Raw genomic sequence first — 18851 nt, 5'->3', positions numbered from 1 at the left:
CCTACCGGGATCCCACGGACCCCGCCGGGGTGGCGTCGGGAGTGGCGTACGCCTCCAGGGCGGCGACCGCCTGGGCACGGACCTGCTCGGCCAGCTCCCCCGGGGCCACCACGGTGACGTCCGGGCCCAGCCCCAGCACGAACCGACGGGCCCAGCCGAGGTCGGTCACCCGCAGCGACACCAGCCACTGCTCGCCGTCGCCGGCCTCGACCCGCTCGCACGGGTAGTACTCGGTGATCCACCGCTCGCCCCGGCCGATCCGCAGGGTGATCAGCGGCAGGTCCGGCGAGGGCCGGAACACTCCCTCGGAGAGGTCGTACGGGCGGGCCTGCGGCGGCGCCGCCGCCGGCTCGTCCAGCTCGGTCACCGCGTCGATCCGGTCGACCCGGAACAGCCGCACCGCCTCCGCGCGGCGGCACCACGCCTCCGCGTACGCCCGGCCGCCCACCATCAGCATGCGCAGTGGGTCGATCACCCGCTCGGTGCTCTCGTCCCGGGCAGCGGTGTAGTAGGTGATCCGCAGCGCCCGGCCCCGCGCCACGGCGGCACGCAGCTCCTCGACCCGCCGGCTGTCAACGGGGAGGCGCACCTCGACCGGGGCGGCGACCAGGTCACCGGCCGCATCCTCGATCTTGGCGAGGGCCCGCTCCACGGCCTCCCGGTTGGTCACCCCCGGGGTCTCCGCCAGCATCCGCAGCGCCACCACCAGGGCGAGGGCCTCGTCCGGGGTCAGCCGCAGCGGCCGGTCGATCCCGGCGTCGTAGGTGATGGTCACCCGGTCGCCGTCGAAAGCCATGTCGATCAGGTCACCCGGGCCGTACCCGGGCAGGCCGCACACCCACAGCAGCTCCAGATCCTCCCGCAGCTGCCGCTCGGTGACCCCCAGGTCCCCGGCCGCCTCGGCGATCTCGATCCCCGGGCGGGCCAGCAGGTAGGGCACCAGGTTCAGCAGCCGGGCCAGCCGGTCCGCCGAGGCCCGGTTGCCGCCGGGGCGCGCAGCCGCCGAGCGGGCGGCGGGACGGGTCATCGGGCACCTCCGGTCACGGTCAGCTCCTCGTGCCGGGCGGCGATCTCCTTGAGCCGCTGGATGACCGCCTCGCGCACCTCCGGCGGATCCACCACCCGCACGTCCGGGCCGTACCCCACCAGCTGCCGGGCCAGGGACTCCGGGTCGGCGTACGGCAGGACCAGCCGGTCGCCGTCCGGCCCGGACGCGGCCTCCACCGCCCAACGGCGCAGCCCCACCGCGCGCCCCGATGCGACCAGCACGGTCGCCCGCCCGGTGCGTTCCACCGGCCCCGACCAGCGGGCCACGTGGCTGATCAGGTCCACCCCCGCCGGCGGCTGGTAGCCGCCCGGCGCGCCGGCCACCCGGACGGTGCCGACGACCCGGGAGAGCCGGAAGCAGCGGGTCGCCGCCCGGTCCAGGTCGTGGCCCACCACATACCACCGGCCGCGCCAGCAGACCACCCCCCACGGCTGCAACCGGCGGCGGGTCGGGGCGTCCCGGTCGGGCACCCGGTAGTCGAAGCTCACCTCGCGGCGGTCCCGGGCGGCGGCGGTCAGCGGCGCGAACGCCGGGTCGACCGTGACCATCGGCTCCAGGCCCAGAGTGGCCTGCGGGTCCACGTCCACCCCGGCGGCACGCAGCTTCGCCAGCCCGGACGACGCCGCGGCGGCCAGCCCGGCGTGCTGCCACAGCCGCGCGGCGATGCCCACCGCGGCGGCCTCGTCGGGCTCCAGCGGGATGTCCGGCAGCGCGTACTCCCGGTGGGCGATCCGGTAGCCGGGCTCGGCGTCGAAGACGCTCGCCGTGCCGGTCTCCAGCGGCACCCCGAGCTCCCGCAGCTCGGCCTTGTCCCGCTCGAACTTGCGCTGGAACGCTTCGTGATCCTTCGCGTCGTCCGGATCGTGCTCGTAGCCGGGCACGGTCGCGGCGATCTGCGCGGCGGTCAGGAACCGTCGCGTCGACAACAGGCAGATCACCAGGTTGACCAGGCGTTCGGTGCGGGTCCGCGACACGGGGTGAACGCTAGCAGCCCGCGCGGCACGCCCGTGCACCCGCGCAGGCGCGTCGCGCCTACGCCTCCGACGGTGACCCTCCGTCTCCGGGCGGGGACCTCGACGCGGTCATATGGTGACCCCATGTCGGAAGCGGACGTCAACGCCGAGAGTGTCGGCACCGTGGTGGTGGCGGGCGCGGCGAACCTCGCCATCGCCGTGGCGAAGCTGGCGGCCGGCCTGATCTCCGGCTCCGCGGCCATGCTCTCCGAGGCCGCCCACTCGGTCGCCGACACCACCACCGAGGCGCTGCTCTACCTGGCGCTGCGCCGGGGCGCACGCCCCGCCGACGTCCGGCACCCCTTCGGGTACGGCAAGGAGAGCTACGTCTGGGCCTTCCTCGCCGCGCTGTTCACCTTCGTCGCCGGCGCGGGCTTCGCCATCACCCACGGCGTCACCACCATCCTGGTGCACGAGCACAGCGGCAACTACCTCGTCTCGTACGTCGTGCTGGCGGTCTCGTTCGCCATCGAGTCGATCTCCCTGGCCCGGGCGGTGCGACAGATCCGCCGCGAGTCGCGGCGCTGGCGCACCACCCCCCGGCGGTTCCTGCGGCTCACCGCCGACACCACCGTCAAGGCCGTCTTCCTGGAGGACAGCGCCGCCCTCGTCGGCCTGCTGCTGGCCGCAGCCGGCCTGACCCTGTCGCACTGGACCGGCGACGAGCTCTACGACGGTCTCGCCTCCATCGCCATCGGCGTGCTCCTGCTGGTCGTGGCCGTCACCCTCGCCAAGGCCAACATCTCCCTGCTGGTCGGCCGGGCCATCCCCGAGCGGCTGCGCCTGGAGATCGAGCAGGAGCTCAACGGGCTGCCCGCCGTCGAGCGCATCGACACCCTGCTCACCATGCAGCTCGGCCCGGACGACATCCTGGTCGCCGCGAAGGTCGACTTCCGGGACGAGGCCACCGGCGCCGTCATCGAGGCCGCCGCCGACGAGGCCGAGCGGCGCCTCATCGACCGCTACCCGGAGATCGGCTACGTCTTCCTCGACCCCACCCCCTCCCGACCCGAGGCCCGGCACCGCCGCGCCCGGCACACCCAGGAGGACCCCTCTCCCTGACCCCGCCGTGGCGGCACGCACCCGGGGGTCGCTAGCGTGCCGGGCATGGTGCGATGGCGGGCGGGAACCGTGACGGCGCTGCGGCGGGAGTGGACCGGCGCGGTGGAGCTGGACGTCGAGCTGACCGACGGCGGCACCATGCGGGCCCTGGCGTACCCGGAGCTGGTCGGCCGGCCCGTGCCCGGCGACCGGGTGCTGCTCAACGCGGGCGCACTGCTGATGGGCCTCGGCACCGGCGGGTACGCGCTGGTCGTGGCGCTGCCCGACCGGCTGCCGGCGGATCCGGCCGAGGCGGGCGACACCCGCGACGCCGGGCACCTGGTCAAGGCCCGCTACACCCCGCTGCAACCGATCCTGCTCGGCGTCGACGAGGAGGCCAGCCCGCACCGGGCGGCCCTGGAAACCGCCGAGGACGTCGCCGGGCTGCCGGTGGTCACCGCCGACCTGCACTCCGCCCTGCCGGCGATCCTCGCCGGGGTTCGCGCCGACGCCCCCGACGCCCGGGTGGCATACGTGCTCACCGACGGCGGGGCGCTGCCGGCGTGGTTCTCCCGCACCCTCGACGGACTGCGCGACCAACTCGTCGGCACGGTCAGCGTCGGGCAGGCGTTCGGCGGCGACCTGGAGGCCACCACCGTGCACAGCGGCCTGCTCGCCGCCCGGCACGTCCTCGCCGCCGACGTGGTCATCCTCGCCCAGGGCCCCGGCAACCTCGGCACCGGCACCCGGTGGGGGTACTCGGGGGTGGCCGTCGGCGAGGCGGTCAACGCGATCGCCGCCCTCGGCGGGCGGCCGGTCGGCTCGCTGCGGATCTCCGACGCCGATCCCCGCCCCCGGCACCGCGGGGTGTCCCACCACAGCCTCACCGCGTACGGCAGGGTGGCACTCGCCCCGGCGGACCTGGTCGTGCCCGACGGCCTGGCCCCGGACCTGGCCCGGGACGTGGATGCCGCGCTGGCCCCGCTCGCCGGGCGGCACCGGATCGTCCGGGTGCCCACCGACGGGCTCGACGCCGCGCTGCGCGTCAGCGCCGTGCCACTGTCCACGATGGGCCGCGGCCTGGACGCCGACCACGCCTACTTCCTGGCCGCCGCCGCCGCCGGGCGGCACGCCGCCGCGCTCGCCCGCTGAGGCCGCGAGGACAGCAGGGCCGTCAGGGATAGGCAGGGCGGCGGGGCCATCAGGGTTGGGCAGGACGGCGGGGCCGTCAGGGCGGCGGAGGTGGCAGGGCGGCGGGCCGTCGATCCAGGCGGGCCGTCAGACCAGGAAGATCAGCGCCAGCCAGCCGCCGACGATCACCGCCAGCGTGACCGCCAGCACCCAGGTCGGCACCTTGTAGTCGCCACGCCGGTTGCGCTCGACCTCGGCCCGGATCTTCTCGCGCCGGCGCTCGACCCAGTTCAGCTTCTCGGCGCCGCGATCGCGCTCGGGAGGTTCAGACATCGTCATGGCAGGGCCAGCCTACCCGGCGGGCCCCCGCCCGCCGCGGCCAGCGCCGCGGACGGAGGACCGGCCGGTCACATGCTGGCGATCAGGCGCTCCACCCGCTCGTCGTACGCCCGGAACGGGTCCTTGCACAGCACAGTGCGTTGCGCCTGGTCGTTGAGCTTCAGGTGCACCCAGTCGACGGTGAAGTCCCGCCGCTTCTCCTGCGCGTGCCGGATGAACTCGCCCCGCAGCCGGGCCCGGGTGGTCTGCGGAGGAGTCTCCTTGGCCTCGAAGATCTCCGGGTCCGTGGCCACCCGGTCCACCTCCCCGCGCCGCTCCAGCAGCCCGTACAGGCCCCGCCCGCGCCGCACGTCGTGGTACGCGAGGTCCATCTGCGCCACCCGGGGGTGCGACAGCGGCAGGTCGTGCTTGCGCTGGTACCGCTCGATCAGCCGCAGCTTCGACACCCAGTCGATCTCCCGGGACACCGGCTCCAGGTCACCGGTCTCCACCGCGCTCAGCACCCGGCCCCACAGCTCCACCACCCGCTTGGCCGTCTGGTCCCCGCCGCGTCGCTCCACGAACTCGGTCGCCTTCGCCAGGTACTCCTGCTGGATCTCCAGGGCGCTGACCTCCTTGCCGGAGGACAGCCGCACCTTACGCCGGCCGGTGATGTCGTGCGACACCTCGCGGATCGCCCGGATCGGGTTCTCCAGCGTCAGGTCCCGCATCACCACCCCCGCCTCGATCATCCGCAGCACGATGTCCGCGGAGCCGACCTTCAGCAGGGTGGTGACCTCGTTCATGTTCGAGTCGCCGACGATGACGTGCAGCCGCCGGTACCGCTCCGCGTCCGCGTGCGGCTCGTCGCGGGTGTTGATGATCGGCCGGCTCCGGGTGGTCGCCGACGACACGCCCTCCCAGATGTGCTCGGCGCGCTGGGACAGGCAGTACACCGCGCCACGGGGCGTCTGCAGCACCTTGCCCGCGCCGCAGATCAACTGCCGGGTGACCAGGAACGGGATCAGCACGTCCGCCAGCCGGCCGAACTCGCCGTGCCGGGAGACCAGGTAGTTCTCGTGGCAGCCGTAGGAGTTCCCGGCCGAGTCGGTGTTGTTCTTGAACAGGTAGATCTCGCCGGCGATGCCCTCGTCGTGCAGCCGCTTCTCCGCGTCGATGAGCAACCCCTCCAGGATCCGCTCCCCCGCCCGGTCGTGGGCCACCAGGTCCACCACCGAGTCGCACTCCGGGGTCGCGTACTCCGGGTGGGAGCCGACGTCCAGGTAGAGGCGGGCGCCGTTGCGCAGGAACACGTTGCTCGACCTGCCCCACGACACCACCCGACGGAACAGGTATCGCGCGACCTCGTCAGGGGACAGCCGCCGCTGCCCGCGGTAGGTACAGGTGACGCCGTACTCGGTCTCGAGGCCGAAGATTCGCCGCTCCATGATGTGACATTAGCCCTCTCAGGCCCCGAATGGGCAGGGCTGACCGCCCCGGAGCCCGACCAGCCGGCGGGTACGGCGCCGGCCCGCCCGCCATCCGCCGGGGCGTCGGTGGGCGGTTGGGTCCCCGCCGACACGTCCGGGCCGCTGGGGTGGTGTCCGGACACACGCGACCGGCCGCCCCCTGAGGGGACGGCCGGTCGCGTGACGGTGCCGTCGGCCGGGACTGGCGGCCTACTTCTCGGGCGTGTCGTCCGCCCGCTGACCCTCCAGGTCCGCCGAGCCGGCCGAGGTGGTCGGCTTCTTCGCCTCCTCGGTCGGCGTGGCCGGATGCTCCGGGCGCTCCTCGGTCGACGCCGAGTCGTTCGCCGCGTCGGCGTCCGCGTCCAGCAGGGTGATCAGGGCCGCCCCGGTGATCCGCCGGAACGTCCGGCCCACCCGGCCCCGGTCCAGGACCGCAACCTCAAGCTGGTTGGCCGCGATCGTGCGGGCCGCGCCGCCCTCGCCGCCGACACTGCTCAGCGCCGCCAGGGCCAGCCGGACCGCCTCGCCGAGCGACATGTCCGGACGGTGCTGCGACTTGAGCGAACCGGAGATCGCGTCGGCCTGCCCGCCCATCGCCATCCGGCCCGGCTCGTCGTTGACCGAGCCGTCGTAGGTCAGCCGGTAGAGGGCGTCGTCCTGCGGCGTCGCGCCCACCTCGGCCACGCAGATCTCCACCTCGAACGGCTTCGACTGCTCGGTGAAGATGGCGCCGAGGGTCTGCGCGTACGCGTTGGCCAGCGCCAGGCCGGTGACGTCGCGCCGGTCGTAGCTCAGGCCGTTGAGGTCGGCCATCCGGACCCCGGCACGGCGCAGGTTCTCGAACTCGTTGTACCGGCCGACGGCGGCGAAGCCGATCCGGTCGTAGATCTCGCTGACCTTGTGCAGGGTGCTGGAGAGGTTCTCCGCGACGAAGAGCACCCCGCCGGAGTAGCTCAGCACGACCGCGCTGCGGCCCCTGGCGATGCCCTTGCGGGCCAGCTCGGAGCGGTCGCGCATGATCTGCTCGGGCGAGGCGTAGAACTGCATGGCCACGGCGGCGGTTCTCCTTCTGGGCGCTGTGCTGACGACTGCTGACTGGGCGGGGGCGGGCTCAGCCGCCCGGGTTCTCCATCCGGCCGGCGACCACGGCCTCGGCGACGGCGGCCGTCTCGGCGTCGGTGAGCCGGTGGGTGCCCTCCGCCGTCGCGGTCATCACCACCGGGTAGATCCGACGGGTCAGGTCCGGCCCGCCGGTCGCCGTGTCGTCGTCGGCCGCGTCGTAGAGCGCCTCGACCGCGAGCCGCGCCGCGTCGTCGATCGACAGGCCGGCGCGGAAGCGCTTCTTCAGCGCGGACCGGGCGAAGATCGAGCCGGAGCCGATCGCGTCGTAGCCGGTCTCCTCGTAGGGGCCACCGGTTACGTCGAAGCTGAAGATCCGGCCGGCCCGCGCCGGGTCGCTCGCGGCCAGGTCGAAGCCGGCGAACAACGGGATGACCGCGAGGCCCTGCATGGCCGCGCCCAGGTTGCCGCGGATCATGGAGGCCAGCCGGTTGGCCTTGCCGTCGAGCGAGAGCATCGCGCCCTCGATCTTCTCGTAGTGCTCAAGCTCCACCTGGAACAGTCGCATCAGCTCGATGCCGATGCCCGCGGTGCCCGCGATGCCGACCAGCGAGTAGGCGTCGGCCGGGTGCACCTTCTCGATGTCGCGCTGGGCGATCAGGTTGCCCATGGTGGCCCGGCGGTCGCCGGCCAGCACCACGCCGCCGGCGGCCGAGATGGCCACGATGGTGGTCGCGTGCGGCGCCAGGTCGGCGGCCATGCCCGGGGGCAGCGGCCGGCGGCCGGGCAGCATCTCGGGAGCGGCCCTGCTCAGGAATGTGGTGAAGGAGGACGTCCCCGCGTTGGTGAACACATCTGGTAGACGCCCGGATGGATCAAAGCCCGCTGCCACGTGGTTCCTCTCAGGTACGTGATCGCCCTGGCCAGCCTCGTGGGACTGTCACGGAACTGGCCAAGACCACCGTTGCAGTTGAAGCAGAGTATCCCGCGCGATGATCCCGCGCGATGATCGTGGTCCAGATGTTCCGTATCGGGATCGCCACGCAGGGGCACGGCCGCCGCCGGTCATCGAACCGCTCGTGTGGCACCCACACGCGACGCCGCCGACCGCTGCCCGGACGCCCGGCGCGGTCAGCTGTCGGCGTCCACGACCCTCGCGCGAGGTGAGTCACTCCCGGGCAAAGCAGACATTCCGCCTATTGCCCGCCTTTCTGGACGTAACCCCTCACGAACTCCTCGGCGTTCTCCTCCAGGACGGAGTCGATCTCGTCGAGCAGGTCGTCGACGTCCTCGGTGATCTCGGCGTGCCGCTCGGCGACCTCCGGGTTCGCCTCGGTGGTGACGTCCTCGATCTCCTCGCCCTGCCGGGCCTTGCCCGACTGCGACTGCCCGCCGCTGTCATGAGTGGCCATTGCCGCCTCCTCCACGATCGTCTCCGATGAACTTACCTCGCGGGAATGACGAAAAGCCCGTCGCGCGCCGGCTTCTCCGGCGCGCGACGGGCTTTTGTCCCGGCGGGTCAGCCGCCGGTCAGCGTCTCCAGCAGATCCTTGGCGCTGACGCACCGGTCGAACAGCGCACCCACGTGCGCGCGGGTGCCCCGCTCGGGCTCCATCATCGGCACCCGCACCAGCGACTCCCGGCCCACGTCGAAGATGACCGAATCCCAGCTCGCGGCCACCACCTCCGAGGCATACTGCGCCAGGCAACGGCCCCGGAAGTAGGCCCGGGTGTCCTCCGGCGGCTCGGTCATCGCGGTACGGGTCTGCTCGTCGGTCAGCAGCGTCTTCATCGAGCCGCGCTGCACCAGCCGGTGGTAGAGCCCCTTCTCCGGCCGCACGTCGGAGTACTGCAGGTCGACCAGCTGGAGCTTGTGCGCACCCCAGCCGAGCTTCTCCCGCTCCCGGTAGCCCTCCAGCAGCCGCAGCTTCGCCACCCAGTCCAGCTCGTCGGCGCACAGGAACGCGTCGCGGCCGAGCCGGTCCAACACGCTCTCCCAACGGTCCAGCACGTCGTTGGTCTGCGCGTCGGCGTCCGCGCCGTACCGGTCGTCCACGAAGGACCGCACCCGCTCGAAGTACGCCCACTGCACGTCCAGGGCGGTCAGCCGCCGCCCGTCGCGCAGCCGCATCCGGTGATTCAGCGACGGGTCGTGGCTGACCGCGCGCAGCTCCGAGACCGGGTCGGCGATGCCCAGGTCCGGCCCGAGCGCCTTCTCCTCGATCATGGTGAGGATCAGGGCCGTGGTGCCGACCTTCAGGTACGTGGAGATCTCCGACAGGTTCGCGTCGCCGATGATGACGTGCAGCCGGCGGTACTTGTCGGCGTCGGCGTGCGGCTCGTCCCGGGTGTTGATGATCGGCCGCTTGAGGGTGGTCTCCAGCCCGACCTCGACCTCGAAGAAGTCGGCGCGCTGGGAGATCTGGAAGCCACTGGCGCCGCCGTCCTGGCCGATGCCGACCCGGCCCGCACCGCAGACGATCTGCCGGGTGACGAAGAACGGCGTCAGGTACGCCACGATGTCGGAGAACGGCGTCTGCCGGCGCATCAGGTAGTTCTCGTGGGTGCCGTAACTGGCGCCCTTGTTGTCGGTGTTGTTCTTGTACAGGTGGATGGGCTGGGTGCCCGGGATGGTGGCCGCCCGGCGGGACGCCTCGGCCATCACCCGCTCCCCTGCCTTGTCCCACCGCACCACGTCCAGGGGGTTGGTCACCTCCGGTGTGGAGTACTCCGGGTGGGCGTGGTCGACGTAGAGCCGGGCACCGTTGGTGAGTATCACGTTGGCCAGTCCCAGGTCCTCGTCGGCGAGGGCCTCGGCGGGGTCGTACGCGGCACCGGAGTAGGTGAAGCCGCGGGCGTCGCGCAGCGGCGACTCCTCCTCGTAGTCCCAGCGCGCCCGGCCGCCCCGGTTGAGTTCGGGGCGAGCCCCGTAGGCGTTGACCACCTGGGACGAGGTGATCATCGGGTTGGCGCCTGCCTGGCCGGGCACGGAGATGCCGTACTCGACCTCGGTGCCCATGATCCGTCTTACGCTCATCGACCTACCCGCTCCACTCGCCGACCCGGTCCCCCGTCATGTCGAGCGTAGTCCGCGCCGCGCGGTGCGGGGGTGTGGCGGGCGGGCCACGTCGGGTGTCGCCCGAGGACGGTCCGGGGCGGTGGGACGCGACGGGGCCCGCGACAGTGGTGTCGCGGGCCCCGCAGCGTGCTGGTCGGCCTACAGGTACTGACCGGTGTTGCTGGCGGTCTCGATCGCCCGGCCGGCCTCCGTGCCCTTTCCGCCGGAGACGAGCGTACGGATGTAGACGATCCGCTCGCCCTTCTTGCCGGAGATCCGGGCCCAGTCGTCCGGGTTGGTGGTGTTGGGCAGGTCCTCGTTCTCCCGGAACTCGTCGACGCAGGCGTCGAGGAGGTGCTGCAGGCGCAGGCCCTTGCGACCGGAGCTGAGGAACTCCTTGATGGCCATCTTCTTGCCCCGGTCGACGATGTTCTGGATCATCGCGCCGGAGTTGAAGTCCTTGAAGTAGAGGACTTCCTTGTCACCGTTGGCGTAGGTCACCTCGAGGAAGCGGTTGTCCTCGGTCTCGGAGTACATCCGCAGCACGACCGCGTCGATCATCGCCGCGACGGTGGCCTGGGGATCGCCGCCGTGCTCGGCCAGGTCGTCGCCGTGCAGCGGCAGCCCGGTGAGGATGTACTTCGAGAAGATGTCCTTGGCCGCCTCGGCGTCCGGCCGCTCGATCTTGATCTTCACGTCGAGCCGGCCGGGTCGCAGGATGGCCGGGTCGATCATGTCCTCCCGGTTGGAGGCGCCGATGACGATGACGTTCTCCAGGCCCTCCACGCCGTCGATCTCGCTGAGCAGCTGGGGGACGATGGTGTTCTCCACGTCCGAGGAGACGCCGGAGCCACGGGTCCGGAAGATCGAGTCCATCTCGTCGAAGAACACGATCACCGGGGTGCCCTCGCCGGCCTTCTCCCTGGCGCGCTGGAAGATCAGCCGGATGTGCCGCTCGGTCTCGCCGACGTACTTGTTGAGCAGCTCCGGGCCTTTGATGTTGAGGAAGAAGCTGGTGTGCCTCTCCTTACCCAGTCGCTCGGCGATCTTCTTGGCCAGGGAGTTCGCCACCGCCTTGGCGATGAGCGTCTTGCCACAGCCTGGCGGCCCGTAGAGCAGGATCCCCTTGGGCGGGCGGAGCTGGTGCTCGCGGAACAGGTCGGCGTGCAGGAAGGGCAGCTCCACCGCGTCGCGGATCTGCTCGATCTGTGACTGGAGGCCGCCGATGTCGGTGTAGTCGACGTCGGGCACCTCCTCCAGGACCAGTTCCTCGACCTCGCTCTTCGGGATCCGCTCGTACGCGTACGCCGAGCGGGGCTCGATCATGAGCGAGTCACCGGCCCGGATCGGCGAACCGATCAGGGTGTCGGCGAGGTGCACGATCCGCTCCTCGTCGGAGTGGGACACCACCAGCGCCCGGTCGCCCGGTGCGCCGTCGGGACCCGCGAGGATCTCCTTGAGCATCACCACCTCGCCGACCCGCTCGAAGCCGAACGCGTCGACGATGTTGAGCGCGTCGTTGAGCAGGACCTCCTGGCCACGCCGCAGTTCCGCGACGTCCAGCGAGGGTGAGACGGCGACCCGGAGCTTGCGCCCCCCGGTGAACACGTCCACCGTGCCGTCCTCGTGCGCCGCCAGGAAGACACCGTAGCCACTCGGCGGTTGCGCGAGGCGGTCGATCTCCTCCTTGAGCGTCACGATCTGCGCCCGGGCCTCCTTGAGAGTGCCGACGAGCCGTTCGTTGTTCTCGGTCAGCCGCGCCAACTGTGCCTGGGTGGCCGCCAGCCGCTCTTCGAGCTGCCGGACGTGTCGGGGGCTTTCGGTCAACTTGCGCCGCACCAGAGCGAGTTCCTCCTGAAGGAACGCGACCTGCGTGGAGAGATCGTGGGCCTCCTTCTCCCACCGTGCGGCGCGCGAGTCCGCGTCGTCGCTGCGTGCCACGTCCCACCTCCCCGGGGGGCTTGAACGTTCTGCCCTAACACTAGCCGCTATGAGGCCGATTCGGTCCCACGCAACGCCCTCGTCACCGAACCTTGATCGCCAGGGTGGCCGCAGGGGCAGGTCCGGACGTTCGGGTACCGTCGTGACGTGGGACAGGAGAACATGGGGGGTGCACCGATGGCCGAGGTCGCGACCGACACGTTGCAGGTCTGGGTGGATCAGGACCTCTGCACGGGTGACGGCCTGTGCGTGCAGTACGCGCCGGAGGTCTTCGAGTTCGACGTCGACGGCCTGGCGTACGTCAAGGGCCCCGACGGCGAGCTCCAGCTGGCCCCGGCCAGCCGGGTGGACGTGCCCGCACACCTGCGCCTGGAAGTGATCGACTCGGCGAAGGAGTGCCCGGGCGAGTGCATCCATGTGGTGCGCGGCAGCGACGGCGTCGAGGTCGCCGGCCCGGAGGCCGAGGACGACTGACCGCGCCGGGTCGCCCCGGCCGGGGCGACCCGGGGCTTCAGAGCACCGGACGGCCGACCACCGAGGCGACCAGCCGGGAGAACTCCTCCAACCGGGCGATCTGCCCTGGCCCGCCGTCGTCGAGAGTCTTGCCGAACCGCAGCGCGTCGTGCCTGGGTGCGCCGGCTGCCTCGTCGCCCGGCGGCGCCTCGTCCAGCGAGGTGAGCAGCAGGTAGACGTCGATGCTGTCGACCCGGATCCCGCCGTCGTCGGCCCGGGTGAGCCGCCGCCGGCAGCCCACCTCGGTGACGGTGGACACCGGCACCACCCGCAACGACGAGGTCATCGCCCCGGGCGGCCCCTCGCCCGGTGGCACGTCCTCGCCGTGCCACAGCACGAGGCGGCTGCCGTCGCAGACCACCACCTCCTGCCACACCCCGTTGACCTCGTTGACGAAGCGTTCCAGGGTGAAGCCGAGCACGGACGCGCCGCGCAGCACCCCGCCGAGGGCCTCCAGGGCGACGTCCGGATCCCGCAGATAGGCCCGGGCCGCCGATTCCAGGTCGGTGTACGGCGACCAGTCGGGGAAGACCGCCGGCACGTCCTGACCGCCGAAGCCGGGCTGACTCACGACGCCTCCCCCCGTTCGTCGCCGTCGCCGCACCGGCCCGCGCCGGGCCGGCCCGTCCACTCGCCCATGCCGCCTCCCGCCGGCCGGGCCGGGCCGGCGGGTCGCGCCCCGCCCGGCCCGGTCGCCCGTCCGCTCACGCCTGACCGTTTCGCTGGCTGGTCACGGCGTGTCCCGCTCCTCCGTGGCCTCGGGAGGCGCCTCGGCGGCCGAGGCCACGGCGGCCTGCCGGGCCGCTTCGGCCGCCCGCAGCACCTGCCGCCGCTCGGCGTACGCCTCGGCGCCCTTACTGGGTTTGCGCCGCCGAGGCGGGGCGGTCACCCCCGGGGCGAGCTTGCGGGCGGAGACCAGGAACGCGGTGTGCGCGATCATCCGGTGGTCGGGGCGCACGGCCAGGCCCTCGGCGTGCCAGTCGCGCACCAGCGACTCCCAGGCCCGCGGCTCGGTCCAGCCGCCGCGCTCGCGCAGCGCCTCCACCAGCTCGGACAACTGCGGGGTGGTGGCCACGTACCCGATGAACACGCCGCCGGGCAGCAGCGCCCGCTCGACCATGTCGAGGGTCTCCCACGGCGTCAGCATGTCCAGGATGATCCGGTCGAAGCCGGTCTCGGCGCACCCGGCCACGTCGCCGACGTGCAGGCGCCACGCCGGGTGCGGGCCGTCGAAGAACGCCTCGACGTTGCGCCGGGCGATCTGGGCGAAGTCGTCGCGTACCTCGTAGGAATGCAGCTCGCCGGTGGTGCCGACGGCCCGCAGCAGCGAGCAGCTCAGCGCCCCGGAGCCGGCGCCGGCCTCCAGCACCTTCGCGCCGGGGAAGATGTCGCCCATGGCGACGATCTGCGCCGAGTCCTTCGGGTAGATCACCTGGGCGCCGCGCGGCATGGACAGCACGTAGTCCGACAGCAGCGGGCGCAGGGCGAGGAACGCGGTGCCGCCGCCGGAGGTGGTCACGACGCTGCCATCGGGGAGCCCGATCAGGGTGTCGTGGTCCAGGATGCCCCGGTGGGTGTGGAACGCCTTGCCGTGCTCCAGGGTGACCGTGTGCATCCGCCCCTTCTGGTCGGTCAGCTGCACCCGGTCGCCGGGGCGGAACGGCCCCCTGCGATGGCTCCTGGTCGGCGCGTCCGACGCCGCGCCGGGACTTGGAGTCATCGGCACGGGCGGCGGCGCCGGGGGGTCGGCGGGCACCGGTGTGCCGGGGTCGGCCGGCAGGGCGGAGGGATGTGCGGTCACGTGTTCATCTTCCGTTTGGGTTCCAGGAGCTGCGCCAGATCCGCGATGTGCAGAACGCCGACGACATCTTCGCCTGCCGTCACGACGTACTGCGCGCCCGGGTGGGTCTGCACGGCCTCCATCACCGCTTCGCCGTCCAGGCCGACCGGCAGGGCGGGCAGGGTGGCCAGGGAGCGGGACACCGCGTCGACGGTGATCCACGGCTGCCGCTCCGGCGGCACCGCGGCGGTGGCGACCGGGTCGAGCAGGGCCACCGGCCGGCCGGTGGCGTCGGTGACGACGAGGGCCGCGTCGGGCCGGGGGCCCTCGGCGCGGCGGCGCTGCGCCTCGGCCAGCGGGGTGCCGGTGGGCACCGGGAAGACCGGGCGGGCCAGCCGGCGCAGGTCGATCAGCGGGAACCGGCGGCTGATCCGGGCCAGCCGCACGGACTGCCCCGCGCCGCGCCACAGGGTGAACGCGACCAGCAGCATCAGCGGCAGCGCCAGCGGCACCAGCAGCCGGTTCACCGCGAGGACGACGACCAGCACGGCGGTGCCGACGGCGACGGCCCGGCCGACCCAGCCGGCGACCTCGGTGCCGGTGTGCCGGTCCCGGGTCAGCGCCCACACGGCGGCGCGCAGCGCCCGCCCACCGTCCAGCGGCAGCCCGGGCAGCAGGTTGAACACGGCGACGATGACGTTGCTCACCGCGAGCTGGAAGGCGAGCTGGTTGGCCAGGGTGCCGTCGGGCAGGGCCAGGGTGGCGGCCACGGCGGCGGCGCCGAGCGCCGCGGAGACCGCCGGGCCGGCCAGCGACACCAGCAGGTCCACCCGGGGGCTGGGGGCGTCGCGGTCCATCTCGGTGTACCCGCCGAGCAGCTCCAGGGTGATCCCCCGCACACCGATGCCGTACCGGCGGGCGGTCAGGGCGTGGCCCAGCTCGTGCAGCAGCACCGAGCCGAGCAGCGACACGACGAACCCGAAGCCGATCAGGTAGCCGCCGAGCTGGGACAGGTCGAGCTGGCTGCGGGCGAACTCGGCGTACATGACGGTGACCAGCAGGGTCAGCAGCAGCATCGACCCGTTGAGGTGCAGCGGCACCCCGAACACCCGGCCGACGGTGAATCCGGCGGACCGCTGTGGCCGCCGCCGCGGCCGGGTCGTCTGCTGCTCCATCGCCCCGATGCTACGTACCCGCCGCCGACGCCCACCGCTCGGAGCGGCGGGGACGGGCATGTCGGACCGGTGGCCTAACCTTCCGGGCATGACGGCGGAACCGGTGATCGACCAGCAGCAGGCGCGGGCCACGGCGGGGGTGCCGGCCACGGTCCGGGCGTCACTGTCACCGTCGCGGGCGGCCGACTTCAAGACCTGCCCGCTGCTCTACCGGTTCCGCAGCATCGACCGGCTGCCCGAACGGCCCAGCGTGGAGCAGGCCCGGGGCACGCTGGTGCACGCGGTGCTGGAGCGGCTGTTCGACCTGCCGGCGGCCGCGCGCACCCCGGAGGCGGCCGGCGACCTGGTGGGCCCGCAGTGGGACCGGCTGGTCACCGAGCAGCCGGAGCTGGCCGGCCTGTTCGACGCCGACGACCCGGCCGGCACGGCCGAGTTCCTGCGCGCGGCGGCGGGGCTGCTGGAGGGCTACTTCGCGGTGGAGGACCCGCGCCGGCTGGAGCCGGCCGAGCGGGAGGCGCTGATCTCTGCGGTGGTCGACGACGAGCTGCTGATCCGGGGCTACCTCGACCGGCTGGACGTGGCCCCGGACGGGGCGCTGCGGGTGGTCGACTACAAGACCGGCGGCGCCCCCCGGGAGGCGTTCGAGGCCCGGGCGCTGTTCCAGCTCAAGTTCTACGCGTTGGTGCTGTGGCGCACCCGCGGCGTGGTGCCCCGGGTGCTGCGGCTGCTCTACCTCAAGGACGCCGAGGTCTGCGACTACGCCCCCGACGCCGACGAGCTGCTGCGCTTCGAGCGGACAGTGGTGGCGCTGTGGCAGGCGATCGAGGCGGCCACCGCCCGGCAGGACTTCCGGCCCCGCCCGAGCCGGCTCTGCGACTGGTGCAACCACCAGGCGCTGTGCCCGAGCTTCGGCGGCACACCTCCGCCGTTCCCGGCCGCCGCCGGCAGCGCGAATCCGCTGGTCGATGCCCGGTCCCGGCCTGCCCCGCCCGGGGCGGACGAGTGAGCCTCCTCCCTGAGGAGGAGACGGGGTTCACCGCCGGCGACGATCGATCGCGCGGGATGGCGGCTAGCGTTCCGGTATGACCGGAGGGCCGAGGGCGTTGCTGCGCCGCCACCCGCTCGCCGCCGACGCGCTGTCCGCCGTCGCCGTGGTGCTGGTGGACGCCGTGTTCGTCCTGCTCTCCCCGCAGGAGTTCCAGCTCGGCCCGTTGCCCGTCGCGGTCGGCTGGAGTGTGCTGTGCGCCGCTCCGGTGGCGCTGCGCCGGGTCGCCCCGTGGCCGGCGGTGGTCGTCGCGGTGGCCACCCTCGCCCTGCCGGTGCTGCTCGGGCCCGCCCCCACCGCGCAGAGCCTCACCTTCGTGGTGCTCACCTACACGATGGCGGCGCACCGGCCGGTGCGGACCGCCGCGGCGGCCACGGTCGTGCTGTGGCTGCCGGTGGCGGCGGTCAACGTCCTCACCCCCGCCGACGACACGGTGCTCGGGGTCGGCCCGGCGTACCTGGTGCTCAACAACCTGCTCACCGCCGTGGTGGCGTACGCGGTGGGGCGGGCGGTGCGTGCCCGGCGCACCTCGACGGAGGCGCTGCGGGAGCGGGCCCTCTCCGCCGAGCAGAACCAGCGGTCCCTGGCCGAGCAGGCCGTCGCCGACGAGCGGCGCCGCATCGCCCGGGAACTGCACGACGTGGTGGCGCACCACGTGAGCGTGATGGGCGTGCTGGCCACCGGCGCCCGGCGGGTGCTGCGCCGGGACCCGGACGCAGCCGACGAGGCGATCGCCACGATCGAGGACACCAGCCGGGCGACCCTGCGGGAGATGCGCCGGCTGCTCGACGTGCTGCGCACCGACGCCGAACCGGCCGCCGACCTGGCCCCGCAGCCCGGCCTGGCCGGCATCGAGGCCCTGGTGGAGCAGGTGCGCGAGGCCGGCCTGCCGGTGACGCTGCGCATCGAGGGCACCCCCGGGCCCCTGGAGGAGGGGGTGGCGCTGACCGTCTACCGGATCGTGCAGGAGGCGCTGACCAACGCGCTCAAGCATGCCGGGGACGCCACCGCGGTGGTCCGGCTGACCTTCGGCGCGGCTTTCCTGGCCGTCGAGGTGACCGACACCGGCCGAGGCCCGGGGCCGGCCCCGGACCGGATCGGGCACGGCGTGGTGGGCATGCGGGAGCGGGTCGGCCTCTACGGTGGGACCCTGCGCACCGGGGCCCGCCCGGGCGGTGGCTACCGGGTGTACGCGAGGATTCCCGTGGAGCGGTTCGGGGCGGTGCCGGCGTGACCGGGGCTCGTGCCACGATCAGCGGGCCCGCGACGGGCCCGGCGCGACGGGAGGACAGGCGATGAGTGACGGGGTGACGGCGGCGCGGCCGGTGCGGATCCTGCTCGCCGACGACCAGCCGCTGCTGCGCACCGGCTTCCGGATGGTGCTGGGCACCGAGGACGACCTGGACATCGTTGCCGAGGCCGGCGACGGCCTGGAGGCGGTGGAACTGTCCCGCCGGCTGCTGCCCGACGTGGTGCTGATGGACATCCGGATGCCCCGGATGGACGGGGTCGCCGCGACCCGGGCCATCGTCGACGCCCGGCTGCCGGTGCGGGTGCTGATCCTGACCACGTTCGACCTCGACGAGTACGTGGTGGGGGCGCTGCGCGCCGGGGCCAGCGGGTTCCTCGCCAAGGACGTGCCGGCGGAGGACCTCGTGACGGCGATCCGCACGGTCGCCGCTGGGGAGGCGGTGGTGGCGCCGCGGATCCTCAAGCGGCTGCTGGACCGCTTCGCGGACGTGCTGCCCGATCCGGCCGCCGCCCCGCCGAAGGCGCTCAACGCCCTCACCGAGCGCGAGCGGGAGGTCCTCGTGCAGGTGGCCCGGGGGCTGTCCAACGCGGAGATCGCCCGGGCGTTGTCGGTCAGCGAGACCACCATCAAGACGCACGTCGGGCACGTGTTGACCAAGCTGGGGCTGCGCGACCGGGTGCAGGCCGTGGTGCTTGCGTACGAGTCGGGTCTGGTGCGCCCCCGGGCGTAGCCGTGGCGGCACCGGGCCCGCCGGCACGCGTACCGAAGTGTTGCGATCATCACCTACCGTGACCGACGGTGAGCTGGTGGGGTTTGACCCTGAGTAGTGCCAGGTCATGGTGTCCGGGTCTGGGAAACGCCGCCAACGTGGTCGGAAACGGTCAGGGTGAACCCTGAGTCGCCCTCCGGGCCGACCCGCAGCGGGAAATCCGCCGCCGCTCCCCCCGGAGTCGGACGGATCGACGGCACCGGTCACCGAGGATGGGGACATGCCGCACCGGCCAGCGG

General features: G+C 73.1%; 19 protein-coding genes. 6 read left to right on the top strand and 13 right to left on the bottom strand.

Annotated elements, in window-relative coordinates:
- Position 1 precedes the first annotated feature (1 nt).
- Positions 2–1027 (bottom strand): helix-turn-helix transcriptional regulator, encoded by a 1026-nt coding sequence (locus tag ACH4T9_RS14385; protein ID WP_396672949.1) that lies wholly within the window; start codon positions 1025–1027, stop codon positions 2–4.
- Positions 1024–2022 carry a helix-turn-helix transcriptional regulator gene (locus tag ACH4T9_RS14380; RefSeq protein ID WP_396672950.1) on the bottom strand — a complete coding sequence of 333 codons (999 nt, stop codon included), beginning with the start codon at positions 2020–2022 and terminating at the stop codon, positions 1024–1026. The genes ACH4T9_RS14385 and ACH4T9_RS14380 overlap by 4 nt, the downstream gene beginning before the upstream one ends.
- A 123-nt stretch (positions 2023–2145) precedes the next feature.
- Between ACH4T9_RS14380 and ACH4T9_RS14375 the strand changes: the two genes are divergently transcribed.
- On the top strand, positions 2146–3123 hold the full coding sequence (locus ACH4T9_RS14375) for a cation diffusion facilitator family transporter (protein ID WP_396672951.1): 978 nt from the start codon (positions 2146–2148) through the stop codon (positions 3121–3123).
- A gap of 45 nt (positions 3124–3168) precedes the next feature.
- Entirely contained in the window at positions 3169–4254 is a 1086-nt protein-coding gene (locus ACH4T9_RS14370) for a DUF3866 family protein (RefSeq protein WP_396672952.1), read from the top strand.
- 126 nt (positions 4255–4380) lie between these two features.
- On the opposite strand, the gene ACH4T9_RS14365 is transcribed toward ACH4T9_RS14370, so the two are convergent.
- The 8 genes from ACH4T9_RS14365 to arc form a co-directional block, all read right to left on the bottom strand.
- Positions 4381–4572 carry a hypothetical protein gene (locus tag ACH4T9_RS14365; RefSeq protein WP_396672953.1) on the bottom strand — a complete coding sequence of 64 codons (192 nt, stop codon included), beginning with the start codon at positions 4570–4572 and terminating at the stop codon, positions 4381–4383.
- Between the two features lie 68 nt (positions 4573–4640).
- The gene (gene pafA, locus ACH4T9_RS14360; RefSeq protein WP_396672954.1) at positions 4641–5999 is read right to left on the bottom strand and encodes a Pup--protein ligase; all 1359 of its coding nucleotides are present in this window, start codon (positions 5997–5999) and stop codon (positions 4641–4643) included.
- 231 nt (positions 6000–6230) lie between these two features.
- The gene (gene prcA, locus ACH4T9_RS14355) at positions 6231–7073 is read right to left on the bottom strand and encodes a proteasome subunit alpha (RefSeq protein ID WP_396672955.1); all 843 of its coding nucleotides are present in this window, start codon (positions 7071–7073) and stop codon (positions 6231–6233) included.
- 58 nt (positions 7074–7131) lie between these two features.
- Complete coding sequence (prcB, locus tag ACH4T9_RS14350) at positions 7132–7971, bottom strand: proteasome subunit beta (RefSeq protein WP_387018101.1); 840 nt, start codon at positions 7969–7971, stop codon at positions 7132–7134.
- Positions 7890–8132, bottom strand: a complete 243-nt coding sequence (locus ACH4T9_RS14345) for an endonuclease domain-containing protein (protein ID WP_243639353.1) — start codon at positions 8130–8132, stop codon at positions 7890–7892. Before ACH4T9_RS14345 ends, prcB begins: the two co-directional genes overlap by 82 nt.
- Before the next feature lie 143 nt (positions 8133–8275).
- A complete protein-coding gene (locus tag ACH4T9_RS14340) occupies positions 8276–8491 on the bottom strand; it encodes a ubiquitin-like protein Pup (RefSeq protein WP_387018105.1) in 216 nt (71 codons plus the stop codon).
- A 107-nt stretch (positions 8492–8598) separates the two neighbouring features.
- The gene (gene dop, locus ACH4T9_RS14335) at positions 8599–10116 is read right to left on the bottom strand and encodes a depupylase/deamidase Dop (RefSeq protein WP_396672956.1); all 1518 of its coding nucleotides are present in this window, start codon (positions 10114–10116) and stop codon (positions 8599–8601) included.
- A gap of 180 nt (positions 10117–10296) precedes the next feature.
- Complete coding sequence (gene arc / locus ACH4T9_RS14330) at positions 10297–12078, bottom strand: proteasome ATPase (protein WP_396672957.1); 1782 nt, start codon at positions 12076–12078, stop codon at positions 10297–10299.
- 177 nt (positions 12079–12255) lie between these two features.
- Here arc and ACH4T9_RS14325 point away from each other — a divergent pair, with 177 nt between their 5' ends.
- On the top strand, positions 12256–12552 hold the full coding sequence (locus ACH4T9_RS14325; RefSeq protein ID WP_396673061.1) for a ferredoxin: 297 nt from the start codon (positions 12256–12258) through the stop codon (positions 12550–12552).
- A gap of 37 nt (positions 12553–12589) precedes the next feature.
- Here ACH4T9_RS14325 and ACH4T9_RS14320 read toward each other — a convergent pair whose 3' ends face one another.
- The 3 genes from ACH4T9_RS14320 to ACH4T9_RS14310 form a co-directional block, all read right to left on the bottom strand.
- A complete protein-coding gene (locus ACH4T9_RS14320) occupies positions 12590–13162 on the bottom strand; it encodes a hypothetical protein (protein ID WP_396672958.1) in 573 nt (190 codons plus the stop codon).
- Positions 13163–13321: 159 nt separating this feature from the next.
- Positions 13322–14392 carry a tRNA (adenine-N1)-methyltransferase gene (locus ACH4T9_RS14315; RefSeq protein WP_396672959.1) on the bottom strand — a complete coding sequence of 357 codons (1071 nt, stop codon included), beginning with the start codon at positions 14390–14392 and terminating at the stop codon, positions 13322–13324.
- The gene (locus ACH4T9_RS14310; RefSeq protein ID WP_396673062.1) at positions 14389–15480 is read right to left on the bottom strand and encodes a site-2 protease family protein; all 1092 of its coding nucleotides are present in this window, start codon (positions 15478–15480) and stop codon (positions 14389–14391) included. The genes ACH4T9_RS14315 and ACH4T9_RS14310 overlap by 4 nt, the downstream gene beginning before the upstream one ends.
- 154 nt (positions 15481–15634) lie before the next feature.
- Between ACH4T9_RS14310 and ACH4T9_RS14305 the strand changes: the two genes are divergently transcribed.
- The 3 genes from ACH4T9_RS14305 (at position 15635) to ACH4T9_RS14295 (ending at position 18573) form a co-directional block, all read left to right on the top strand.
- Positions 15635–16552, top strand: coding sequence for a RecB family exonuclease (locus ACH4T9_RS14305; RefSeq protein WP_396672960.1), 918 nt, complete (start codon positions 15635–15637; stop codon positions 16550–16552).
- 76 nt (positions 16553–16628) lie between these two features.
- Positions 16629–17825, top strand: coding sequence for a sensor histidine kinase (locus ACH4T9_RS14300; protein ID WP_396672961.1), 1197 nt, complete (start codon positions 16629–16631; stop codon positions 17823–17825).
- A 61-nt stretch (positions 17826–17886) separates the two neighbouring features.
- Positions 17887–18573, top strand: a complete 687-nt coding sequence (locus ACH4T9_RS14295; protein WP_396672962.1) for a response regulator — start codon at positions 17887–17889, stop codon at positions 18571–18573.
- The last annotated feature ends 278 nt before the right edge of the window (positions 18574–18851 follow it).

This window comes from Micromonospora sp. NPDC020750 (genome assembly GCF_044334565.1).
Classification (GTDB): Bacteria; Actinomycetota; Actinomycetes; order Mycobacteriales; family Micromonosporaceae; genus Micromonospora.
This window is presented reverse-complemented; position numbering and strand designations above follow the sequence as displayed.